Below are 19,411 nucleotides of genomic sequence, written 5' to 3' on the forward strand. Positions count from 1 at the left end.
CCGTACTGGTTTAAAGTTAATCCACTATAAATTACTTATGTTCGGCAAGAGGACAGCGCAGCCGGATTACGTTTGATATTGTCAAAAAGGTCGTCTGAAAACAGGTTGGCGCAAAATCCGCCATACCCGTTTTCAGACGACCTTTTTGTTTTTTTAAATTTTAAACATCAATCTTTCAACAAAGCCCCCGCCAGCCAGATATTGAACGCTACGCCGACCGTGACCGTAATGCCGAAGGCGGCGACGGCGGGCGTGCCGCTTAGGGCGAGCAGGGCGAAGGAGATGGCGGTAGTGGCGGCGGCGAGCAGCATCCCGCCCAGCCGCGCGGGGGCGCTGTGTCGCGCGGTGAGGGCATAGACGGCGTAATCGACGCCGATGGCGGACACCAAAAGCAGGCCGAACATGGCGAACAGGCTGACGGGGATGCCTGCCAGACCGAGTACGGCGACGGTGCAGACGGCGGCGGCAAGCGGTACGGCAAGGATTTTGGTGCCGCGCTTCATGCCGAACATACGCCATAAAACCAGCCATGCCAGTGCGTAGGATGCCAGTTTCAGCCACGCCGCCTGATTGCGCGTGTGGTGGAAAAGGTCGTTCAGGTGGGCGCGTTTGTCCGCCCAATGTACGCCCGCTACGCTTTGCGCGGCGGAGCGGACAGCGGTGTCGTCGGTCATGCCGTTCAGGCGCACGATGGCGGCGAAACGGCCTTTTTCGACTTCACCCAAATACAGCGGCCGCCAGGCTTCCGCCAAATCGGTTTTCAGCGCGTCGGCAAGCGTCAGCGGCGGCGCATCGGCGGCTTGCAGCAGCGCGTTGCGTAGGGTTTTGTGCGGAATGCCGATATCGACGAGCGGTTGGCGGCTTTCGGGCAGCTTGGACAGCTCGCGCAGGCGGTTTTGCAGTTTTTTCTGTTCGGATACGGGCATCAGGAGCTGGTCGGGAGATTGGAAGCTGACGAGCTTGCCTTGCGCGACTAAAGGTTGCAGCGCGCGGCTGAGTTCGGCGGTTTTCATCAACAAAGCGTCTTCGCTCGGCGCTTCGGCAACTAAGTATTTGCCGCCGAAATCCGCGCCGCTCAACTGCCCGATGCGTTGCACTTCCGCCAGCATTTCAGACGGCATGTTGACCCATTGGCGGATGTCGTCGCGCCAGTCGCTGCGCCACAGTCCGACCGCCAGCAATACGCCGCCGACCATCAGCCAGCCGCGTTTGTGCAGACGGATTTTCAGACGACCCGACAGCGCGTAGAGCCGTTCGGTCAGCGCGGCAAATGGCACGGTTTTGGCACGGTAACGCTGAAACAGCGGCGGCAGCCACAATACCGTCGCGCCGAATGCGCCCGCCAGCGCAAATCCTGAAAACACGGCGGTCTGCCTCAATACGGGCAGCGGCGTGAACCACAAGAGCGCGTAGCCCAATACCGTAATCAGCAGGCTGACGGTAAAGCTCGGCAAGACATGTTTCATGGCGGGTTCTGCCTGCCAGACAGGGTTGTTTGAAAAAGCCGTTTTGCCGTTTTTCGCCCGTGTGCCGAATACCGAAGGCGCGAGCCAGTGCAGCGGGAAATCCACCAGCATCCCGACCAGGCTCGTGCCGATGACGATGGTCAGGATATGCACTTCGCCGAAGAACAGCAAAGCCGCCGCCAGACCGGTCAGCATACCTGCCGCCAAAGGCAGCGTCAGCCAGAACACGCGGACGCTGCGGAATACCCACAGCAGCAGCGCGAAGGTCAGCAGCATACCCACCGTACTCATCATCCGGCTTTCCTGCTCCGCCTCTGTTTTGGACGCGGCGGCAAACAGCGCGCCGCCTGCCGCCAACGTGTCCGCGCCTTTGGCTTTTGCCAGTTTGCGGCTTTCCGCCATCAGCGGCAGAAGGGCGTCGTTGCCGGAAAAATTGTCGCCCGCCGCCAGCCGTCCGCGCAGCCAAACCCAAGTTTTCCCGTCATCGCCTTCGGTGAACAGCATCCCGTTGTCCATGTTCCACTGCAAGCGGCTTTGCGGATTCGCTTTGCTTGCGACAAAACGCCCGAAGCCCAGCCAGTCTTGTTCCAAAGACAAAGGCGAGGGTGCGGCAAACGGGTTGACCGCCGCTTCCGCCCGCGCCTGAAAATACGCTTGCGGATGCTCAAACAGCAGGCGCACCTGTTCGTTTGGCAGCAGCGCCAGCCCCAGCTTGCCGATGTCCTTGCGCACCTTGTCCAAGTCGGGCGTCACGCTGCTGTCCACTTGCTCAAACACGCCGCTTTTACGCCACAAAGCCGCAATCTCGGAGGTCGTCTGAAACGCCGTTTCCGCGTCTTTGCTGCCCGCCAGCAAAATCACCTGCGTGTTCAACTGCTCTTCGCCCGCCTTGTCCGCCGCCGTCAAAAGCATGTCAGGCTGCTGTTCGCTCGGCAGCAGCGCGGTCAGGTCGGTTTGCAGCCAATTTTGCGTGGAGACGGTGTAGATGAGGAACAGGGTCAGCAGGGCGGTGAGGACGGTGTAGGCGCGGCGGTAGGTAGTCATCATTTTTCAAATGGGTTTGAAGTGTGTCTACGGCATTTTATGGGGAAGTCGGGTGCATTGACAATCCGAATGGATAATCGGCAGGGGAAAGAAACAGGTCGTCTGAAAATGTGTTTGAAACAGAAGACAGTTTCGGATTTTCAGACGACCTGTCGGCACGGAGGCAGCGGCGTATTTCGGAACACGTTTCGCGTGTGCAAACTCACAGGATTTCTGCGCGCGCCATCATGATTGGGTCGGGTTTGTCGGATGACAAACCGTCGGCAAGGCACAATGTTTCCAAACAATCGGCAACATCCTGCCAATAATATCCTTGCGTTTCAGAGTGCGCAGCCGCCTGACGGGACGGCCTTTCAGCTTCTTTAGTTTGTCCGCCCAAGGTAACGGGAACGCCGTGTTCCGCGCCGTGTTCGAGCAAAATCCAAATGCTGCCTTCGTGCGTATCGGCGTGGGTGGCTTGGTGTTCGTATGCCCAGCCGACCGCGGCCTGTCCGCCGCTTTGCAAGGATTGTGCGGCGAGCAGCAGGGGGTGGAAACGGGTTTCCAAATGGCGTTCGGTGGCAACCGCCAACGTTGCGCCGTGCGTGCCTAGGATTTGTGCGGCATGAAAAACGGGGGCATTGTGCAGGTTGGCGATGAAGTCGAAAGGCATGGCGGCATGGTGGTTGAGCACGTTGTCCGCCATTTTTTCAAACACGGACGGCGAGGAAAACGGCGTGCCGAGGAAGACGGCGCAATCGGGGCGGATTTCGCCTTGTCCGCGCAGCAGGCCTGCGCCGAGTGCGGCAATCAGGCTCAGGCGGCTGAGGCGGCGGGCGTCCGCGCCGCTTTGCTGCTGCAAGGTTTGTTTGAGGATTTTGTTGCCGACGGCGGCTTCGGTGTCGAAACGCGCGGCAGCGGTGATGCGGATGTCGGGATTTATGATTGCCATTGCCATACCATAGCTGTGTTGCTGCCGCCGAAACCGAAATGGTTGGCGAGACAGAAAACGTCATCTGAAAAACGGATTTCGCGTCCTTGATAATCGGTGCCGCCGCCTTGTTTCAGGGCGGACAAGAGCAGCGCGGTTTCGAGGGCGGCGGTTGCGCCGAGGGTGTGGCCGATTTGCGTTTTGAACGCCATCAGCGGCGGCAGGGTGCCGAACACGTTTTCCAGTGCAGCCAGTTCGGCGGCGTCGCTGTCGGCGGTGCCGATGCCGTGGGTTTTGACGGCGGCGATGTTTTCGGGTGCAACGGCGGCGATGTTTAAAGCGCGGCTGATAACTTGTTCCAACGCCTTACTGTTGCTTTGAATCAGGTCGTTGCCGGTATTGGCGGCGTGGCCGACGAGTTTCAGACGACCTGCGCAATCGGGCGGCGTGGCAGAGAGGGCGAGTGCGGCGACACCTTCGCCCAAAATCAGACCGTTGCCGCCGAAGGGCTGATAGCGTTCGGTAAACAAACCCAAGCTGTGAAAATGCAGCAGGGTCAGGCGGTTGAGGTTTTCGATGCCGAGAACAAAGGCGCGTTCCGCTCCGCCGCGCAAACAATTGTCTGCCTGAATCAGCGCATGGGCGGACGAAGTGCAGGCAGTCGCCAAACTGAAAATCTGTCGGTTGCCGCTGCGTTTGCGCAAATCTTCGGCAAGATAGAGCAAACCGTGTTCCGCAATGTCCGTATCGCCCGCGCGGCGGCGGTTTTCGTATTCGGCGATGGCGTAGGAACTTGAACCGATGAACACTGGCGCAGCATGCCAGCTTTCAGACGGCCATCCGGCATCTTCGGCGGCGCGGCGCAAATGTTGTTCGGCAATATCCGCAAAAGCGGTACTTCCCAAGCTGTCGTCGGCAAAAGCACGGAAATAAGCGGCCTGCTGCGGCTGGGTTAAAAACGTATAAGACACCGCATCGGGTCGTCTGAAATCCGCCTGCGGATTCAGCGCGGAGGTGGCCGCCGTACCGCAAACCCAGCTCACGCTCCATGCTCCGCGCGGACGAACGCCGCCAAATCGCGCACGCACATCATATGTTTGCGCACCATACGGTCGCCTTGCAGCCGCACTTGGAAATACTGTTGCAGCGCGACGCAGATTTGCAGCGCGTCGAGCGAATCCAAATCGACAGGGCTGCCGTCGCCGAACAACGGCGCATCGTCGGTAAAGTCTTCAGCGGCAACATCATCGGTCTTGTCGGCTTCTTGCAGGATCAGCTTTTTCAATTCCGCTTCCAGCGCGTGTTCTGCCAAGGTAAAGGTGTAGGACATTTTTTGCTTTCGTGTTTGGGGTGGGGATGGATGTCGGCTTATAGTTTCGGATAACCTGAAGGTTCTCCAAACCGATATAATCCAAATTTTCGCATACAGAATTTTACCATGCCTCTATCTGCCTATCTCGCTCAAATGCAAATGTCTTGCTAAAACTGAGTGATAAAGAAACTTAAAATGATTGGGTTTTATTTAGAAAAAGCAGATAAAATATGGATGGCTAAACATTGATACATTATGCATCATGCTGCCGGTGTGGTTATAATGCGCCGATTTTTTACAAATTTAAGGAACATTGAAAAAGTGAAAAAAGTATTGTTTTTCTCTGTGGCTTTAATGGGTACGGCTTTTTGTTATGCGCAAGAAAATGCTGCCCATAATAAAGATGTTTGCCCTAAGATTATGCTGGAGAATATTGAAGAGGTTGACTACGATTGCTTAGATATACTGGATGGGCGTCTGGAAAAAGAAATTGATGAACAATATAAAATACTGTACCAACGGGTAAAGAACAAAGATACTGCCTTACATGGTTTGCCGGCTTCTTATTTTAATAAGGTGCGTAAAACTTGGGGGGAGTATAAAGAGCAACTTTGCTCTGACCCGACAAATGACACTGATCTGAAATCTGCGGCTGATTGGTATATCCTTAAATGCAGCATTGAACAATCACAAGCGCATCTGAAAGCCTTGAAACGTTTTTAACCTCTGTTATCCACTATATTAGGAATCTTTATATGAAAAAATTATTTATTTTGACATCGCTCACTTTCTCGGTTGCAGCTTTTGCGGCACCTTCTTCGGAAGGAACTGAAAATGAGATAAATAGCGGGCTGTATAACATCGATTTTCGTGCCGGAAACGGTAAGATTTATTGCGGCGGCGATGCGAAAACATCTGATTTGGCTCAGGGTATATCATGTCTGACTGAAATTAAAGGCAAACCTGTTTTACCGCGTCCCAAGGATTGCGACCTCGAATGGGGCGGAACATTTTTCTTAGGTAAAACCGGCAAAGCAGATATGGTTTGCCACAGTGATTTTCCTTTTAATCCCAAAGCCCGTATCTTGAAAGACGGAGAAACAGTGAAAGGCAATGGCTGGCAATGTACGGCTTCTGGTTCGGAAGTGACTTGCTCCAATCAAGATAAACATGGGTTTAAGGTTAGCCAAAAAATGCAGAAGTTGTTTTAATACATATAGTGGCCGTATGTTTACCTGATGGGGTTAACAATAGAGTTGCTATGGGGTTGTCTTGATTATCGAAGTAATTTGAAATTGTTATAGCTCTAAAAAAAAGCTGTCCGAAATTTAAACATAATTTCGGACAGCCTTTTTTATGGTTTTGACAAGGTTTTTTAGACTCTTTGTCAACTGTAGTGGGTTGATGAAAAGTTATAATCTGGAGAGGACTAAATCAGTCCTCTCCTTTTTGATGTTCAAAGCGATGAGGATTCTAGTTTTAAAATTGTCAAAGTTCCGAAAGCCGAAAGCGTTTTGCTTGATGACTTTGATGAGGTTGTTAGTAGCTTCTAGTTTTAAAACCGCACCTGCGTCTGCAACTGCCTGCGGTAAACCAGCACGGCGGCGGTCAGGGTGGCGGCGGCGAAGGCGGACAGCAGGATGAGGTAGCGGCCGATTCCGTCCAGTCCGCTGCGATTGAGCAGCAGTTCTTGAAAAGCTTTCAAGCCCCATGCCATCGGGGAAATCCAAGTGAGTTGCTGCATGGTTTCGGGCATGATGTGGGCGGGTACCATTATGCCGCCGATTGCCGCCATCAGGATGATGCCGCCGCCGCCGAGGACGACGGCGTGTTCGGTGGATTTGGCGCAGACGCTGACCAAAAGCGCGTAGCCGAGTGCGGCGGCGCTGACGGCGGCGGACAACAGCGCGTAGGGAACAAGGCTGCCGTTGAGTATGAGGGCGGGCACGCCGATTTCGGGCAGCAGGTAGCGGCCGAGCAGCAGCATTCCGACAAACTGAAGCTGGTTAATCAGGAAATAGGGGATGAGTTTGGCGGCAATCAGGCCGAACGCGGAGGCGCGGGCGAGACGCAGGCGGGTGATGGTGTTGGTCTGGCGTTCCAGCGCCATGACGTTCGACAGCGGTATCATGATGAAAAACATACCGAAAATCAGCCATGCGGGTACGCTGTGCTGTACGGCGTTGGGTTTTTCCACTGTGCCGCTGCCTGCGCTCAGATAGTGTTCTTCCAGCATTTTTTTATCTAAAAAGCTGCGTACGGCGGCGAATTGTTCGTCGTTTTTTTCATCGACTTTTTTCTGGATGTCTTTGCGGATGGAGCGGGGCAGTTTTTTATTGTCGATTTTGATGCCGTCGTTGTTGTCGAAATAGGCGTCCAGCCGCGTTTGGGTGTAGTGCTGCTGCAAAACGCCTTTAACCGCCGCCAGCCACGAAGGCTCGGTATCGGGCGGTACATAGATTTGCAAGGCTTTGTTGTCGGCGATTTTGCCGGCAGCGGGATTCGGGTTGTGCAGCACCAGTTGGAAACGCTTGTCGTGCAGGCCGTTTTGTGCGTCGGTCAGTTTTTCAGACGACATCCGCGTAACATGAATCTGCTCTTTTTCCAATGCGGCGGCCAGCGCGGTATTGACGCTGTCGTCTGCCGCGCCGACCAGCGCGATGCGGCTGTCGGTGTGCGGGTCTTGGTCGCGGCTCAGCGCCAACGACATAATCAGCATGAAGGCGATGGGCATCACAAACAACACGGCCAAACCGTGCAGGTCGCGGCAGAGCAGTTTGAGTTCTTTGAGGAGGGAGGAAGTCGTCATTGTGGATTTTGCTTATCTGTTGCCGGTTCGTCTTTGCGCAGGAAATCAAGGTAAAACGTTTCCAGCGAACCGTGTCCCTGCTGGAAGTAGCGGATTTGTGCGCCGCTTTGTTGCAGGGCGGCGTAAACGGTGGCGGCATCGTGCGCCGTTTCCATCATGCCGCGGCTGTCCGCTTGTTTTGCACCCAAGGCGGCCAGCGTCTGAGGCGGCAGCGGCGGTTCGACGGTAAAACGCACGACACCGGTTTGCGTGCTTAAAAGCTCGTCCAAACCGCCGTGGTACACCAGTTTGCCGTGTTGCAGCAGCGCAATTTTGCCGCAAAGCTGTTCGATTTCCGACAGATAGTGCGAGGTGTAAACCACCGTTACTCCCTGCCGTGTCAAATCCGCCACGCTGTCGAGGATAAAGCGGCGCGACTGCGGGTCGATGCCGACCGTGATTTCATCAAGGAATACCAGTTGCGGCGTGTTAATCAAGCCGATGGCAAAATTCAGACGACGTTTAAGCCCGCCCGAAAGATGCTTTGCCGCCTTGTTTTTGTGGGCGGTCAAGTCGGTCTGTTCCAACAGCGCGTTCAGACGGCCTTTGTCGCGCACTTTATAAAGCGAAGCGAAAAACAGCAGGTTGTCCCACACAGAAAGCTGCGGATAAAACGCGAAATCCTGCGGCACCAAACCGATTTTCTGCCGCTCGCTGCGGCTCAACAGGCGCAACGGCTTGCCGTCAAACAAAATTTCACCCTGCCGTACTTCCTGCAAGCCGGCCAAAAGCGACATCAGCGTCGTTTTCCCCGCACCGTTGTGGCCGAGCAGCCCCAAACATTCGCCGTTGGCAATATCGAACGACACATTGTCCAGCGCGGCGGTTTCGGCTTTGGGATAACGGTGGGAGAGGGATTGGATTTGAATCATGGTTTCCAAATTGCCCTTTAATGAATATTTATAGTAATGCAGTCCACACATAACGGCGCTGGAATTTGCCATCTTTAAATACGAAACACATACCGAAAGAACCGGCATCGTTATTCACCGAATTAAACAGATAAAGCATCTTGTCGATGCGGCGGTAATAGGCTTCCCAGCCATCATACGCATTGCTGCTGCGTGCAGTGGCGGCAAAATCGGGCAAGAACAGCCCTTGCAGTTCTGCGGCAGGAACTGCTTGACCGTTTAGCGTGATCTGTTCTATTGCAAAGACGCTTTTCGGAATGGAGCCGTCCGTACCGTAAAACGGTTTGCCTTGATAGAGAGGTGCGTTGTCACTATTTGGGGCTGTACCTGAAAAGTCGCTGCGTTTGGGGTGGATGCGCCGGGCGGCGATGTGTACCGTTTGACCGTTGCCGGACAAAGTCAGTGTGTCGTCGCGACCGAAGTGTTCACGCAGTGTAGCGAAGTTTTTGTCAGAGGCTGGAAATATCAGACGGCTGCGGTGGATAAAGCCGTAACCGCCGATTGCTGTCTGTTGCAACTTCGCGGTACAGAAATTCGGATTGTCTTTGCTGGCTTCGCCTACACATTCCAACGGCGTGCCGTTGGGAATTTTTGCCAAAACTTTGGCATTCAAATCAGCATTTTCGCGCAAATTGGTGTAGCCGTCGGCATCATGCACCAAGGCAAAGCCGTCTGGCGGCGCGGCATGGGTTAAGGCGGAACACAATAATAAGAGGGTAGCCAAGTAACGCATTTTTATCTTTTCTTTGAGTTTTCAGACGACCTTTTCGAGCGATATTTATATCGCAGCTCCCCATAAATAACGGCGCTGGAATTTACCGTCCTTAAATATAAAGCAAACGCTGAAAGGATTGCCGTCTGAACCTTGTCTGCCAAACAGATAAAGTGTCTTATCGCTGCTGCGGTAATAGGCTTCCCAGCCTTGATATACATTGCTGCCACGTGCAGTGGCGGCAAAATCGGGCGAGAACAGTCCTTGCAGTTCGGCAGCGGGAACCGTTTGACCGTTTAGCGTGATGCGTTCAAGCGCGAACACGCTTTTGGAAATCATAGAGTCCATGCCATAGAACGGTTTGCCTTGATAGAGCCGCGCGGTGTATTTGTCTTTACTGATGCCCGAGAAGTCGCTGAGTTTTGGATGGATGCGGCGGGCAACGATGTGTACCGTTTGTCCGTTGCCCGACAAAGTCAGCGTATCGTCATGACCGGATTGTTCGCGCAGGCGGATGAAGCTTTTATCGGCGGCGGGAAATATCAGACGGCTGTAATGGATAAAGCCGGAATCGTCGGCGTTTGCCTGTTGTAGCTGAACAAAACAGAAGTCCGGTCTGTTTTCACTGAGTTCTTCCACACATTCCAACGGCGTACCGTTGGGAATTTTTGCCAAGACTTTGGCATTCAAATCAGGTCTTTTGCGCAAGTTGGTGTGTCCGTCGGCATCATGCACCAAGGCAAAGCCGCTCTGCGGGGTGGCATGGGTTAGGGCGGAACACAATAATAGGAGAGTAGCTAAGTAACGCATTTTTATCATTTCTTTGAGTTTTCAGACGACCTTTTCGAGCGATATTTATAGCGCAGCATCCCACAAATAACGGCGCTGGAATTTACCGTCCTTAAATATAAAGCAGACATCGAAACTACCGGCACCCGAGCCTTGTCTGCCGAATAGATAAAGTGTCTTGTCGGTACGGCGGTAATAGGCTTCCCAGCCTTGATATACATTGCTGCCACGTGCAGTGGCGGCAAAATCGGGCGAGAACAGTCCTTGCAGTTCGGCAGCGGGAACCGTTTGACCGTTTAGCGTGATACGTTCAAGCGCGAACACGCTTTTCGGAATGGTGCTGTCTGTGCCGTAGAACGGTTTGTCTTGATAGAGCCGCGCGGTGTATTTGTCTTTGTTGATACCCGAGAAATCATTGCGTTTAGGGTGGATGCGGCGGGCAACGATGTGTACCTTTTGTCCGCTACCGGACAAAGTCAGCGTATCGTCGCGACCGGATTGTTCGCGCAGGCGGACGAAGCTTTTGTCGGAGGCGGGAAATATCAGACGGCTGTAATGGATGAAACCGTAGTCTTCTGCGGCAGGTTGTTGCAGTTGGGCAGTACAGAAACTCAAACTGCCTTCGCCACCATCACCCAAACATTTCAACGGTGTGCCGTTGGGGATTTTTGCCAAGACTTTGGCATTCAAATCGGGGCTTTCGCGTAAGTTGGTATGTCCGTCGGCATCATGAACCAAGGCAAAGCCGTTCGGCGGTGCGGCATGGGTTAGGGCGGAACACAATAATAAGAGAGCAGCTAAGTAACGCATTTTTATCATTTCTTTGAGTTTTCAGACGACCTAATTTCAAAACTGTATGCGGCGGATTGAGTTATGCCGCATGATTCCCCATTATTTCAACAATCCCCGCCACAAGGCTTCTTCATCGTCCGCAATCTTGCGCAAAAACGCGGCGATTTCGCGGCAGCCGTTTTCAGACGGCTTTTTGCACTGCTTCACGCACATCGCTGCAAACTGCCGCCATTGGTCACCGATGGCGGTCATTTGTTCCGATGCCGTCTGAAATGCAGGGTTGTCGCAGATACGGGCGGCCTGTTCGAGGAAATAGGCGTAGATATAGCGGAAACCCGCGCCGCCGGTGCCGATTTCTTCCTGCATCCGCACGAGATGGCCGAGAAACAGCTTTTGGTATTTTTCATTTCGTTTGGCGGGCAGGGCTTCGATGTTTTTTGCCAACGTGCGGATGCCTTTTACGCCGACGAAAAAAACGGGCGGGAGCATTTGTTTGGCGTTTTTGCGTATGGCTTTGCGGATGATGGCAGGTAAGTCGGCCTTAACTTTTTCAGACGACCTGTCGTTTTCCAGCGTGTACATCATGCCTTTGGCGGCCAATACGCCTTTGGCGAAACGCGCCCGCTGCAAATCTTCGGCGGCGCAGCGCTGCACCGTTTCAAACACGGGGTCGCTGATAAGGTAGTCGCTGCCGTCTTTGCCGTACACCAAGAGATTGTGTGCGTTGAAATGGAAACGCATTTGCGGCGGGAAATACGGCAGCCAGAATACGGAGGTCTGCAAACCCGCCAGTTTGCCCGATGAAAGCGCGGCATCCAGCGCGTCCTGTCCCTTTTGGGCATTGGAAAATTTGCGGGCGGACAATTTCAGCCCCAATGCCTTGCAGGTGTTTTTGATGATGCCGCGCGGTGCGATGCGGTAGGAAACCAGCGGCATGCCGCCCAGTTTGACGACGGGCAGCCAGACAAAGGTCAGCGCATGGGCGATGCCGAAGATCATGGCTTCGTCCAAGTCGTGGCCGTGGTATTTGAGCAGCGTGGACATTACGCCGCTTTCGCAGTGGGCGGTATGCTGGTGTGGGAATTCGGTCATGGGGTTATCAATCAGATATCTGTTTAGAAGTATTTTTATAATTAGGCGGCTGCGTTTTAAACGCAGATGAGGTCGTCTGAAAAACAAATCAGGGCAGGTTGCCGCCGTTAGCAAAGGTCGGTTCGCCTTAATCCGCGTCCATCCGCTTCAATTCGTCTATGCTGATTTGCAGCGCGTCGGCGTATTTTTGCAGGGTTTTGTCGGGCAGCTTGGCGAAGATTTCGGGACGCAGGTGGCGGCGGAGCTGCCATTTCCATACGCCCGCGGCCATTGCCAAACCGGCTTCGTCGTGGCGGAAGCGGAACATATGGTAATACAGCGGCGAATATTCGCCACGTGCCACCGCTTCGCGGGCGGCGCGGGTTTGTTCGTCGAGTTCGGCGACCGCCATTTCGGTGGCGTAGGCTTCGTCCTGCCAGCCGCTGCTGGTGGCGGCTTCGTAACGCCCGTCGCGCGTGCCGTAAATGACTTTCAGATGTCCGTGGTAGCTTTCGCTGTCATCTTGCGGGATGTCTTTGATTTCCATAGTTTCAGACGACCTTTTTTCAGTTTGCTATACCGCTTCCAAAAGCATAAAGCAAGTTGAGAAACGCCCGCTTTCGGGAACGTAGCACAAAACTTTTTGACCGCGCTCCAGTGGGAAAGTGCGCATAAATTCTTCGAGGATGATGTAAATCGATGCCGAGCCGGTGTTGCCTTTGGTGTAGAGGTTGGTAAACCATTTTTCCTGCGGGATTTCAAAGCCGATGTTTTTCAGGCCGTCTGAAAGGCGGTCGCGGAAAAAGCCGGAAGAATAGTGGGGCAGGAGCCAGTCGATTTCGTCGGCGCGGATGCCGTGTTTGGCGGCGATTTGCGCGAGCGGTTTTTCCACTGTGTAGCGGACGATGTTTTCGTTCAATAGTTTTACGTCCTGCTTGACCGCCATCAGGCTGTGGCGGCGGCTGTATTCGGGGTCGGCGTGTTTCCAGCCTTCGAACACGCCGTCGCGGAATTCTGCGCCGGCATACATGCAGGGCGGCATTTCGTTGGCGTAGGAGAGCAGCTCTATCCAGCGGATTTTCAGGCTGAGGCCGTCTGAATTGGGGCGGTCGGACAAGTATGCCGCGCCCGCTCCATCCGACAGCATCCAGCGCAAAAAGTCTTTTTCAAAACCGATTTCGGGGGAGGCGTTTTCCAGCTTTTTATGGTCAGTTTCGTGTTGGAACACTTCGCCGCGCATCACCGCCGAAGCGTTTTCCGACGCAGCGGCGACGGCGTGGGCATGTTCGCCGGTGCGGACGGCGTTGTAGGCGTGTTTCATCGCCGCCATGCCTGCCGCACACACGCCCGCCATGCTCAATACTTCGCAGGAGGGCATATCTAAAAGGCCGTGTACCATCACGCCGTGTCCGGGCATGGTTTGGTCGGGGTAGGACGTCGCGCAGGACAGGCTGGTGATGTCTTCGGGTTTGATGCCTTGTGCGAACAGCCGGCGGACTGCTTCGGCGGCAAGTTCGGCATTGGTATGCGTAGCGCGGCGGCTGTCGGGGTCTATGGCGTAATGCCGTGTTTGGATACCGTTGGAACGCAAAATCATGCGCCGAACGCGCGAGGGCAGCTCGCCCGCCATGCCGAGTACGGCTTCTATCGCATCATTGCCGACGGGCATGTTGGGCAGGAAGGCGGCGGTACGGTTGAGGTAAACGTTTTTGAGTGTGTTATTTGGAATCATGGTTTTGGGTTGTATGGCGAAACAAAATAGAAATATCAAGGCGTTGCCTTGCCTTTTCTTTATTTTGTCTCACTATGGTAAGTGGTCAGCCGATAAACCGCGCCGCGTAATCGCAGCTTGCGGTGAGCGGGATGCCGTGCGCTTCGGCATATGCCGTTAACGCATCCACCAGCATTCGGGCAATGCCCTGATTGCGGAAATTGGGCGAAACTTCGGTATGGTCTACGTCCCAGCTTCCGTTGTGATCGGTATAACTGATGTAGCCTGCTTCCAAACCGTTGATGTCGATTTGGAAGCGGCGGCGTTCGGGGTAATGGATCACTTCGGGCATGGAGTGCTTTCTGTATTTGAGGCCGTCTGAAAAACAGGACTGTCGTCGGCCGTTGCTGTAAAACATTTTGGTCGTTTTCAGACGGCCTCTGCCAACGTCGGTGCGGCTTCCGGCGTCAAGCCTTAACCGCTTTGGCGAGTGCCGAAGCTGTCAGCATTTGCGTGCCGAACCAGCCCCAATAAATGCGGTGGTGCTTGATTTTGCCGCCTTCCAGCCGCATCACTTCCAAAATATCCACTTGATCGCCGTCGGGTGTTTGGCGCGGGTATTCCCACACCAGCGTATCGCCCGTAACGAAATAGCAGCCGTCTCGATACCAGCGCACCAAATCGTTGGGACGGCGGCGCGTGCCTTCCTGTAAGAAACGCAGGATTTCGGCCTTGCCGCACAGGATGCCGCTGTCGGTATCCATAATCGCGGGCACCAGCGGGCTTTCAAATACGGCGTCGTCGGCATACAGCGCAATCAGCGCGTCGGTGTCGCGGTTTTTGGCATATTCGTGCCAGTCGCGGTAAATGCGTTCAAAATCGTCCATATACATTCTCCTTACAGGTTGCCGCCCGCAATCCGATTCATCCGCCGGAAGGTTGGCCGTAATAATCCGCCAGTTTTTTCAGACGGCCTTTGAGCAGCGGATGCAGCAGTTTTTTCACCAATACGCTCACCGGTACCAACACCAGAATCATCGCCAGCAGAAACAGGATATAAAAACACAGCAGGGTGCGGCGAAGCAGGGGGGACACACGTCCGGCGGCCATCAGCAGCCTGCCCCACAGGAAAAAGCTGCGTCCGGCGGCTTTTTCGCTGAAAATCAGTTTTTCGTTCACCTTGGCCGCGCCCATGTTTTGAAACAGGGTTTCGTCCAAGGTTTTGTTTTGCAACAGGGTATCCCGCATTTTTGCGCCGAAGCGCGCCGCGTCGGCCAGCTCTCCGTCTGCGATGCCGGCGGAGGGCAGGGCGCGGAAGTATTGTTTGTCGCCCGACAGCAGCCATGCGGGGGTGGTGATGAAGCTGGCGGCGCTGTTGCATGCGTCGATTTTGACGATGTTGCCGATGAGTTTCGCGCCGTTTTGTGCCAAAAGCGACTTCATTTTTTCCTGTGCGCCCAACCACATATTGCGGCAGCCGATAAGCGTTACCACGGGTTTGCCGTTGAGCAGGCGGCGGGTTTCTTCCCGTTGCAGGAAGGCGGTAATCGGCTGCGCGGGCGAGAGAAACCAGACGGTATAGGCGATAACCACGACGTCGTAATCGTCGGCGGGAATGGCGGGCGGCAGAATCGGCGCAGGTTTCAGGTGGACGGTTTCGGGAAAGGTGTTGAAAAACCGCCAAAACGACCACGGAAACGGATACGGCTCTTGCGGTTCAAGGTTCACGCAATCCACATGGACACCGCCCTGCTGCAAAGGTTCGGCGAAATTCCGCACCAGTTCCGCCAGCTGTCCGGTTTGCGAGTAATACACCAGCAGCACTTTTTTCACGTCGTTTCCCTTTATGTATTAACAAAAATTATTTGATGATTGGTTATTATAGCTTTTTTGTAAAATTATTTAAAGAACAATAGGGTGGGATAAATGGAGGTCGTCTGAAAAAGGCAGTCGACGTGAAAGTTGAGGCAAAGACATACCCTGAAATCACTGGGCTTAGGGCAAAAATATCTGCCTGATAAAATGCAAACCTGCGGCTTACCGCCCTCGCTCAACCTCTCATGCGGAGAGGAAAAACGCGGGCGGCAAGCCGACAGGTAAGTTCTTCAAAAGTGGACAGAATGACTTTGCAGGTCTGTCGGATGACGCCGCTTACAGGGCTTTTTTGGCAAAATCGTCCAGCGGTTTGCCGGTTTGCACTTCTCTGAACTGCATCACGGTTTTGTCGCCTTGTTTTTCGTCCAACTCGATTTTGCGCACCACGCTGTCGCCGCTGATAACGATGTGATTGAAAATTTGGCGGGTAACGGCGGTTTTCGGCGTCAAATTCAGCGTCCATTGCTTTTCCGTGCCAGAGAGGGCGAGGTTGAATTGTTTTTCCAAGCCTTGCGTGTTGCCGCCGAGCAGGTCGAGGAAGAGCTTGATTTGCTGACTTTGTCCGACCTTGCCTTGGTTGGGGTTGGTCCATGCGCTGCCGTTCCATTGCATGATGCCGTCCGCACGCACGCGCAGGGTGGTTTCAAACGGTTTCTGCATTTGCCACAACAGGCCTTTTTTCGGAATCAGGACAAATTTTCCGCCCGTAACCATCGGTTTGCTCAGGGATTTCAACTGCCGCTGCTGGGTAAACGCGCCCTGTACATTGGACGGTTTTTGCAGGGTTTGGGCGAGTTCGGCGGTGGAAAACGCCCACAAGGCGGGGCTGGCGAGGGTCAGGAAGAGGGCGGTAAGTGTTTTTTTCATGTTGTTCCTTTTCAGGTTTGTTTTTCAGACGACCTTAAGGGTCGGGGTCGTCTGAAAACGGGAAGGTCAGGCAGGGGTAAAGGTCGGATGGGTTTGCACGGCATCCAGCCAGCTTTGCGGGGTCTGAAACTGCATCAGGCCGTCTGCCAGCGAAACGGCGGCTTGGGTGGTTGAAGCGCGGTTGAGCTTTTCGTTGGTTTGCGCATCATAAATCGTATAGTCGATGCGCAGGCAGCTTTCGATTTCGACGATCTCCATATCGACGCGGATTTTTTGGCCGAAGCGGGCGGGGCGGATGTATTTGAGGTTCATCTGCACAATCGGCCAACTGTATCCCTGCCGCGCCATTTCATTGTAGTCGTAGCCGATGGCGGACAAAAAGGCGCAGCGGGCGGTTTCGAGGTATTTCACATAGTTGCCGTGCCAGACGATGTGCATGGCGTCCACATCGAAAAACTGGACTTCGATTTCAAAGCTGTGGCGGCAGTAGATGTGTTTTTTCATGAGATTCCTTGTGTGGGGCGCAAGCGGCATAGATTATATAGCGGATTTGCCGCCAAACGGTAAGGCGTTGTTTGCGCGGATGTAATGTGGTGCGATGTTTGAGGTGTGTTTTATAGTGGATTAACTTTAAACCGGTACGGCGCGTTGCCTCGCCTTAGCTCAAAGAGAACGATTCTCTAAGGTGCTGAACCTGATTTAAAGTTAATCCACTATATTTTACTACACTATGACGATATGGTTCGGCATCTGCTTTAAGCCGGGAGTGCCTGGGGTATGGTTGGTTTGCAAAAAGGTCGTCTGAAACTTTTCAGACGACCTTTGGCGATAAACGGATTTATTGGGTGCTGATAATCCGGTTGATCTGCCATTCAAGAAACGGCGTATATGCCGAGGCGCGGCGGATAATGGCTTGGTCTTCGTTATCCGGCGTGCTTGGGCGGCTTTCGGCGGTTTGGATGTTTTTGTTGTCCCATTTGTGGAATGCTTTGCTGTGTTGATGATAGAAACCGCGTTCGGTAATGATGACTTCGGGGTTGTAGCCGTAGCCACACCATGCGGAATCGGGTTGCGGTGCGGTGAGGTTGCAGCCGGTTTGGTAGTAGCGCGATTTGGATAGGCTTAAGTTGTAGAGGGTCGGCAGGATGTCTTTGTGCGAACCTGCGCGTTCGGGATGGTATTCGGCGCTGCCGCGGTAGGCTTGCGGGACGTAAAGGTAGAAGGGGACGCTGTGGCCGAGTGCGGCATCGGCGGATTCGGGATAGCCGATGGCGCGCATATTGTGGTCGCCGGTGGCGGCGATAATGGTGTCGGGCGCGATGGTTTTCACTTTGCCGATAAAGCGGCCGAGTTGGTCGTTGCTGTATCGGAAGGTGTTGAAAATTTCATTCAGCTCTTTGCCTGAGGCGAGGTTGGCAAGGCGTTTTTGCTCTTGTTCGTCCAAACGGAAGTTTTTCGCCTGATGCGGCGCGGGCAGGCGGTAGGGCGGATGGTTGGTCACGGACATCATCATGATGAATACGGGCGTGCCGCTTTTTTCGGCGCGCGCGAGTTCTTCTTCGGCATAGCGGAACATGAATTCGTCGGGCACGCCCCATGTGTCGGATTTTGCTTCGGGATAGTGGGTTTTGAGGGTGTTTTCATCGATGATTTCGTTGACGCCCAAGTGCCGCAGGAAGGTGTCGAAATCGCGCCAGCCGCCGTTGCCTGCCGTAATATAGACGACGCGGTAGCCGGCATCGAGATAGGGTTTGAACATATTGCCGGGGGAGGTTTTGTTTTTGGCGAGGGATTGGCTGAGGTTGAGGCGCGGGCTGCGGACGAAGAAGCGGTGCAGGGTGTCGCTGGTGCCGTCTCCCTCGGAAACGAATTTGCGGTACACCCAGTCTTGCTGCCAGTGTTTGCCCAGTTCGCCCAAGAGGTCCCGTTCGGGATTGTCCATGTTCAAGAGATGTGCGCTCATGCTTTCCATGACAGTGAGAACGACGTTAGGACGGTGTTTTTCGACGGCGGCGTTTGCGGCGGTTTGGGTAAAGAGTTGGGTCAAGTCAGCGTCAGTTTTTTTATCGAGCAGGGTGCTGATGAGCCGGCTGCCGTCTTCATCGGAGACGGGATGGAAGTCGTTGCTGTTGCGGTATTCGTTGACTGCCCAGCTTAGGGAGGTCAGGGCGTTGGGAACGAGTTTGTTGATTTGCGGTGCGGCGGAAATCTGCATGGCGGTCTGACGCAGGGGGAATTTGCCGAACGAACCGCGTATGCCTGCGGCAAGCGCGAGGACGGGTAAGAGGATGGCGGCAATCCAAGCGGTTTTCCCCCATGAGGTCGTCTGAAAGCGGGTGCGGCGGCGGATGAGGCTGAAGATTTTGCCGAAAACGAAAGCTGCGGCAATCAAGGCGACAAGACAGGGGATGACGGGATAGTCCGACCAGACGGTTTTCAGGACAGCGCGGGTATCTTCGTCCGCCAGTCCGAAGACGAAGACGTCAAATTGACGGTCGTAAACGCTGTAATAGAACCAGTTGCCCAGTGCGGCGGAGAAGGCGGTCAGGAAAAGGACGGTTGCGACGGTAGGCAGGAGGCGTAGGGTAAAGGCGGCGGTTTTCTGCGTAGCCAGTCCGAACAGCCCGATCAGGAAGGGGAAGGCGGTGGCAACGGAAGCGATTTTGATGTCGAACAACAGCCCTTTGACAAACAAAGCCGCCAAATCGCCCGCATAACGGCTGCGGATGTCGTCTGAAACGAAATGGTGCAGCATGAAGAAACGTTCGGCGGAGAAAACGGCGACGATGGATGCCCATAAAATCAGGCAGATGAGGATGGTTTTCCGATAGGCGGTAAGGCGGGTCATCATAATTGGCGGGTAAGATGGGGTGGATGTAAATTTATATCAAGTTGGGTAAGGTGTGATTTTACGGTTTAGCGGTATGGCTTTCAAGATATGGCAAAGGATTATCGGGAATAGGAGGGGCTTCAGACGCTGCTTTATTCGGCGTTTCTATGCAACTTCGTTGGCGTAGGAAGGGTCGCGCCACTGTATGGGTATTTGGATTTTCGTTAAACCAGTTTGGGCGGTTTTATAGTGGATTAAATTTAAATCAGGACA

The 19,411-nt window shown here is 54.2% G+C and carries 20 protein-coding genes and 1 pseudogene; 2 read left to right on the top strand and 19 right to left on the bottom strand.

Annotation, left to right across the window (positions count from 1 at the left end; genetic code table 11):
- Window positions 1-167: 167 nt before the first annotated feature.
- The 4 genes from HMPREF3050_RS03745 to HMPREF3050_RS03760 form a co-directional block, all read right to left on the bottom strand.
- The gene (locus tag HMPREF3050_RS03745; RefSeq protein ID WP_070773511.1) at window positions 168-2,513 is read right to left on the bottom strand and encodes an MMPL family transporter; all 2,346 of its coding nucleotides are present in this window, start codon (window positions 2,511-2,513) and stop codon (window positions 168-170) included.
- A gap of 199 nt (window positions 2,514-2,712) precedes the next feature.
- On the bottom strand, window positions 2,713-3,447 hold the full coding sequence (locus HMPREF3050_RS03750) for a hypothetical protein (RefSeq protein ID WP_070773513.1): 735 nt from the start codon (window positions 3,445-3,447) through the stop codon (window positions 2,713-2,715).
- Window positions 3,429-4,463 (bottom strand): beta-ketoacyl synthase N-terminal-like domain-containing protein, encoded by a 1,035-nt coding sequence (locus HMPREF3050_RS03755; RefSeq protein WP_070773515.1) that lies wholly within the window; start codon window positions 4,461-4,463, stop codon window positions 3,429-3,431. The genes HMPREF3050_RS03750 and HMPREF3050_RS03755 overlap by 19 nt, the downstream gene beginning before the upstream one ends.
- The gene (locus tag HMPREF3050_RS03760; protein WP_003763573.1) at window positions 4,460-4,750 is read right to left on the bottom strand and encodes a phosphopantetheine-binding protein; all 291 of its coding nucleotides are present in this window, start codon (window positions 4,748-4,750) and stop codon (window positions 4,460-4,462) included. Before HMPREF3050_RS03760 ends, HMPREF3050_RS03755 begins: the two co-directional genes overlap by 4 nt.
- A 303-nt stretch (window positions 4,751-5,053) precedes the next feature.
- Here HMPREF3050_RS03760 and HMPREF3050_RS03765 point away from each other — a divergent pair, with 303 nt between their 5' ends.
- Together HMPREF3050_RS03765 and HMPREF3050_RS03770 are read left to right on the top strand one after the other, a co-directional pair.
- Window positions 5,054-5,455, top strand: coding sequence for a hypothetical protein (locus HMPREF3050_RS03765; protein ID WP_070773560.1), 402 nt, complete (start codon window positions 5,054-5,056; stop codon window positions 5,453-5,455).
- Window positions 5,456-5,487: 32 nt separating this feature from the next.
- Window positions 5,488-5,943 carry a DUF6636 domain-containing protein gene (locus HMPREF3050_RS03770; protein WP_003777618.1) on the top strand — a complete coding sequence of 152 codons (456 nt, stop codon included), beginning with the start codon at window positions 5,488-5,490 and terminating at the stop codon, window positions 5,941-5,943.
- A 201-nt stretch (window positions 5,944-6,144) separates the two neighbouring features.
- On the opposite strand, the pseudogene HMPREF3050_RS14160 reads toward HMPREF3050_RS03770, so the two are convergent.
- From HMPREF3050_RS14160 to HMPREF3050_RS03840, 15 genes and pseudogenes are all read right to left on the bottom strand, one after another.
- A pseudogene (locus HMPREF3050_RS14160) lies at window positions 6,145-6,288 on the bottom strand (transposase); the annotation flags it as partial.
- A complete protein-coding gene (locus tag HMPREF3050_RS03775; RefSeq protein ID WP_070773516.1) occupies window positions 6,288-7,541 on the bottom strand; it encodes an ABC transporter permease in 1,254 nt (417 codons plus the stop codon). The pseudogene HMPREF3050_RS14160 and the gene HMPREF3050_RS03775, both read right to left, overlap by 1 nt.
- Complete coding sequence (locus HMPREF3050_RS03780) at window positions 7,538-8,452, bottom strand: ABC transporter ATP-binding protein (protein ID WP_070773518.1); 915 nt, start codon at window positions 8,450-8,452, stop codon at window positions 7,538-7,540. Before HMPREF3050_RS03780 ends, HMPREF3050_RS03775 begins: the two co-directional genes overlap by 4 nt.
- Before the next feature lie 28 nt (window positions 8,453-8,480).
- Window positions 8,481-9,224: an SH3 domain-containing protein gene (locus tag HMPREF3050_RS03785; protein ID WP_070773520.1), complete on the bottom strand. Its 744-nt coding sequence runs from the start codon at window positions 9,222-9,224 to the stop codon at window positions 8,481-8,483.
- 45 nt (window positions 9,225-9,269) lie between these two features.
- Complete coding sequence (locus tag HMPREF3050_RS03790; protein ID WP_070773521.1) at window positions 9,270-10,013, bottom strand: SH3 domain-containing protein; 744 nt, start codon at window positions 10,011-10,013, stop codon at window positions 9,270-9,272.
- Between the two features lie 45 nt (window positions 10,014-10,058).
- Window positions 10,059-10,802 (bottom strand): SH3 domain-containing protein, encoded by a 744-nt coding sequence (locus HMPREF3050_RS03795; protein ID WP_070773523.1) that lies wholly within the window; start codon window positions 10,800-10,802, stop codon window positions 10,059-10,061.
- Between the two features lie 81 nt (window positions 10,803-10,883).
- Window positions 10,884-11,876: a BtrH-related acyltransferase DarH gene (locus HMPREF3050_RS03800; protein WP_070773525.1), complete on the bottom strand. Its 993-nt coding sequence runs from the start codon at window positions 11,874-11,876 to the stop codon at window positions 10,884-10,886.
- Between the two features lie 127 nt (window positions 11,877-12,003).
- Window positions 12,004-12,402 carry a DarG family dialkylresorcinol biosynthesis protein gene (locus HMPREF3050_RS03805; RefSeq protein WP_070773527.1) on the bottom strand — a complete coding sequence of 133 codons (399 nt, stop codon included), beginning with the start codon at window positions 12,400-12,402 and terminating at the stop codon, window positions 12,004-12,006.
- A 27-nt stretch (window positions 12,403-12,429) separates the two neighbouring features.
- Complete coding sequence (locus HMPREF3050_RS03810; protein ID WP_070773529.1) at window positions 12,430-13,587, bottom strand: beta-ketoacyl-ACP synthase III; 1,158 nt, start codon at window positions 13,585-13,587, stop codon at window positions 12,430-12,432.
- Window positions 13,588-13,672: 85 nt separating this feature from the next.
- Window positions 13,673-13,918 (bottom strand): GNAT family N-acetyltransferase, encoded by a 246-nt coding sequence (locus tag HMPREF3050_RS03815; RefSeq protein ID WP_070773562.1) that lies wholly within the window; start codon window positions 13,916-13,918, stop codon window positions 13,673-13,675.
- A gap of 115 nt (window positions 13,919-14,033) precedes the next feature.
- Entirely contained in the window at window positions 14,034-14,453 is a 420-nt protein-coding gene (locus tag HMPREF3050_RS03820; RefSeq protein WP_070773531.1) for a nuclear transport factor 2 family protein, read from the bottom strand.
- Window positions 14,454-14,490: 37 nt separating this feature from the next.
- Window positions 14,491-15,399, bottom strand: coding sequence for a flavodoxin family protein (locus tag HMPREF3050_RS03825; RefSeq protein ID WP_070773533.1), 909 nt, complete (start codon window positions 15,397-15,399; stop codon window positions 14,491-14,493).
- A 318-nt stretch (window positions 15,400-15,717) separates the two neighbouring features.
- On the bottom strand, window positions 15,718-16,308 hold the full coding sequence (locus HMPREF3050_RS03830) for a LolA family protein (protein ID WP_049223760.1): 591 nt from the start codon (window positions 16,306-16,308) through the stop codon (window positions 15,718-15,720).
- Between the two features lie 66 nt (window positions 16,309-16,374).
- Window positions 16,375-16,812, bottom strand: a complete 438-nt coding sequence (locus tag HMPREF3050_RS03835; protein WP_049223758.1) for an acyl-CoA thioesterase — start codon at window positions 16,810-16,812, stop codon at window positions 16,375-16,377.
- A gap of 334 nt (window positions 16,813-17,146) precedes the next feature.
- On the bottom strand, window positions 17,147-19,159 hold the full coding sequence (locus HMPREF3050_RS03840) for an LTA synthase family protein (protein WP_070773535.1): 2,013 nt from the start codon (window positions 19,157-19,159) through the stop codon (window positions 17,147-17,149).
- Between the last annotated feature and the right edge of the window lie 252 nt (window positions 19,160-19,411).

Origin of the sequence: Neisseria sp. HMSC065D04 (genome assembly GCF_001815675.1) — a bacterium.
GTDB lineage: Bacteria > Pseudomonadota > Gammaproteobacteria > Burkholderiales > Neisseriaceae > Neisseria.

Bases quoted from the DNA above. Each gene is read 5' to 3' on its own strand.
- HMPREF3050_RS03745 (WP_070773511.1), bottom strand. From the start codon at position 2,513: ATGATGACTACCTACCGCCGCGCCTACACCGTCCTCACCGCCCTGCTG.
- HMPREF3050_RS03750 (WP_070773513.1), bottom strand. From the start codon at position 3,447: ATGGCAATGGCAATCATAAATCCCGACATCCGCATCACCGCTGCCGCG.
- HMPREF3050_RS03760 (WP_003763573.1), bottom strand. From the start codon at position 4,750: ATGTCCTACACCTTTACCTTGGCAGAACACGCGCTGGAAGCGGAATTG.
- HMPREF3050_RS03770 (WP_003777618.1), top strand. From the start codon at position 5,488: ATGAAAAAATTATTTATTTTGACATCGCTCACTTTCTCGGTTGCAGCT.
- HMPREF3050_RS03775 (WP_070773516.1), bottom strand. From the start codon at position 7,541: ATGACGACTTCCTCCCTCCTCAAAGAACTCAAACTGCTCTGCCGCGAC.
- HMPREF3050_RS03780 (WP_070773518.1), bottom strand. From the start codon at position 8,452: ATGATTCAAATCCAATCCCTCTCCCACCGTTATCCCAAAGCCGAAACC.
- HMPREF3050_RS03785 (WP_070773520.1), bottom strand. From the start codon at position 9,224: ATGCGTTACTTGGCTACCCTCTTATTATTGTGTTCCGCCTTAACCCAT.
- HMPREF3050_RS03790 (WP_070773521.1), bottom strand. From the start codon at position 10,013: ATGCGTTACTTAGCTACTCTCCTATTATTGTGTTCCGCCCTAACCCAT.
- HMPREF3050_RS03795 (WP_070773523.1), bottom strand. From the start codon at position 10,802: ATGCGTTACTTAGCTGCTCTCTTATTATTGTGTTCCGCCCTAACCCAT.
- HMPREF3050_RS03800 (WP_070773525.1), bottom strand. From the start codon at position 11,876: ATGACCGAATTCCCACACCAGCATACCGCCCACTGCGAAAGCGGCGTA.
- HMPREF3050_RS03805 (WP_070773527.1), bottom strand. From the start codon at position 12,402: ATGGAAATCAAAGACATCCCGCAAGATGACAGCGAAAGCTACCACGGA.
- HMPREF3050_RS03810 (WP_070773529.1), bottom strand. From the start codon at position 13,587: ATGATTCCAAATAACACACTCAAAAACGTTTACCTCAACCGTACCGCC.
- HMPREF3050_RS03815 (WP_070773562.1), bottom strand. From the start codon at position 13,918: ATGCCCGAAGTGATCCATTACCCCGAACGCCGCCGCTTCCAAATCGAC.
- HMPREF3050_RS03820 (WP_070773531.1), bottom strand. From the start codon at position 14,453: ATGGACGATTTTGAACGCATTTACCGCGACTGGCACGAATATGCCAAA.
- HMPREF3050_RS03830 (WP_049223760.1), bottom strand. From the start codon at position 16,308: ATGAAAAAAACACTTACCGCCCTCTTCCTGACCCTCGCCAGCCCCGCC.
- HMPREF3050_RS03835 (WP_049223758.1), bottom strand. From the start codon at position 16,812: ATGAAAAAACACATCTACTGCCGCCACAGCTTTGAAATCGAAGTCCAG.
- HMPREF3050_RS03840 (WP_070773535.1), bottom strand. From the start codon at position 19,159: ATGATGACCCGCCTTACCGCCTATCGGAAAACCATCCTCATCTGCCTG.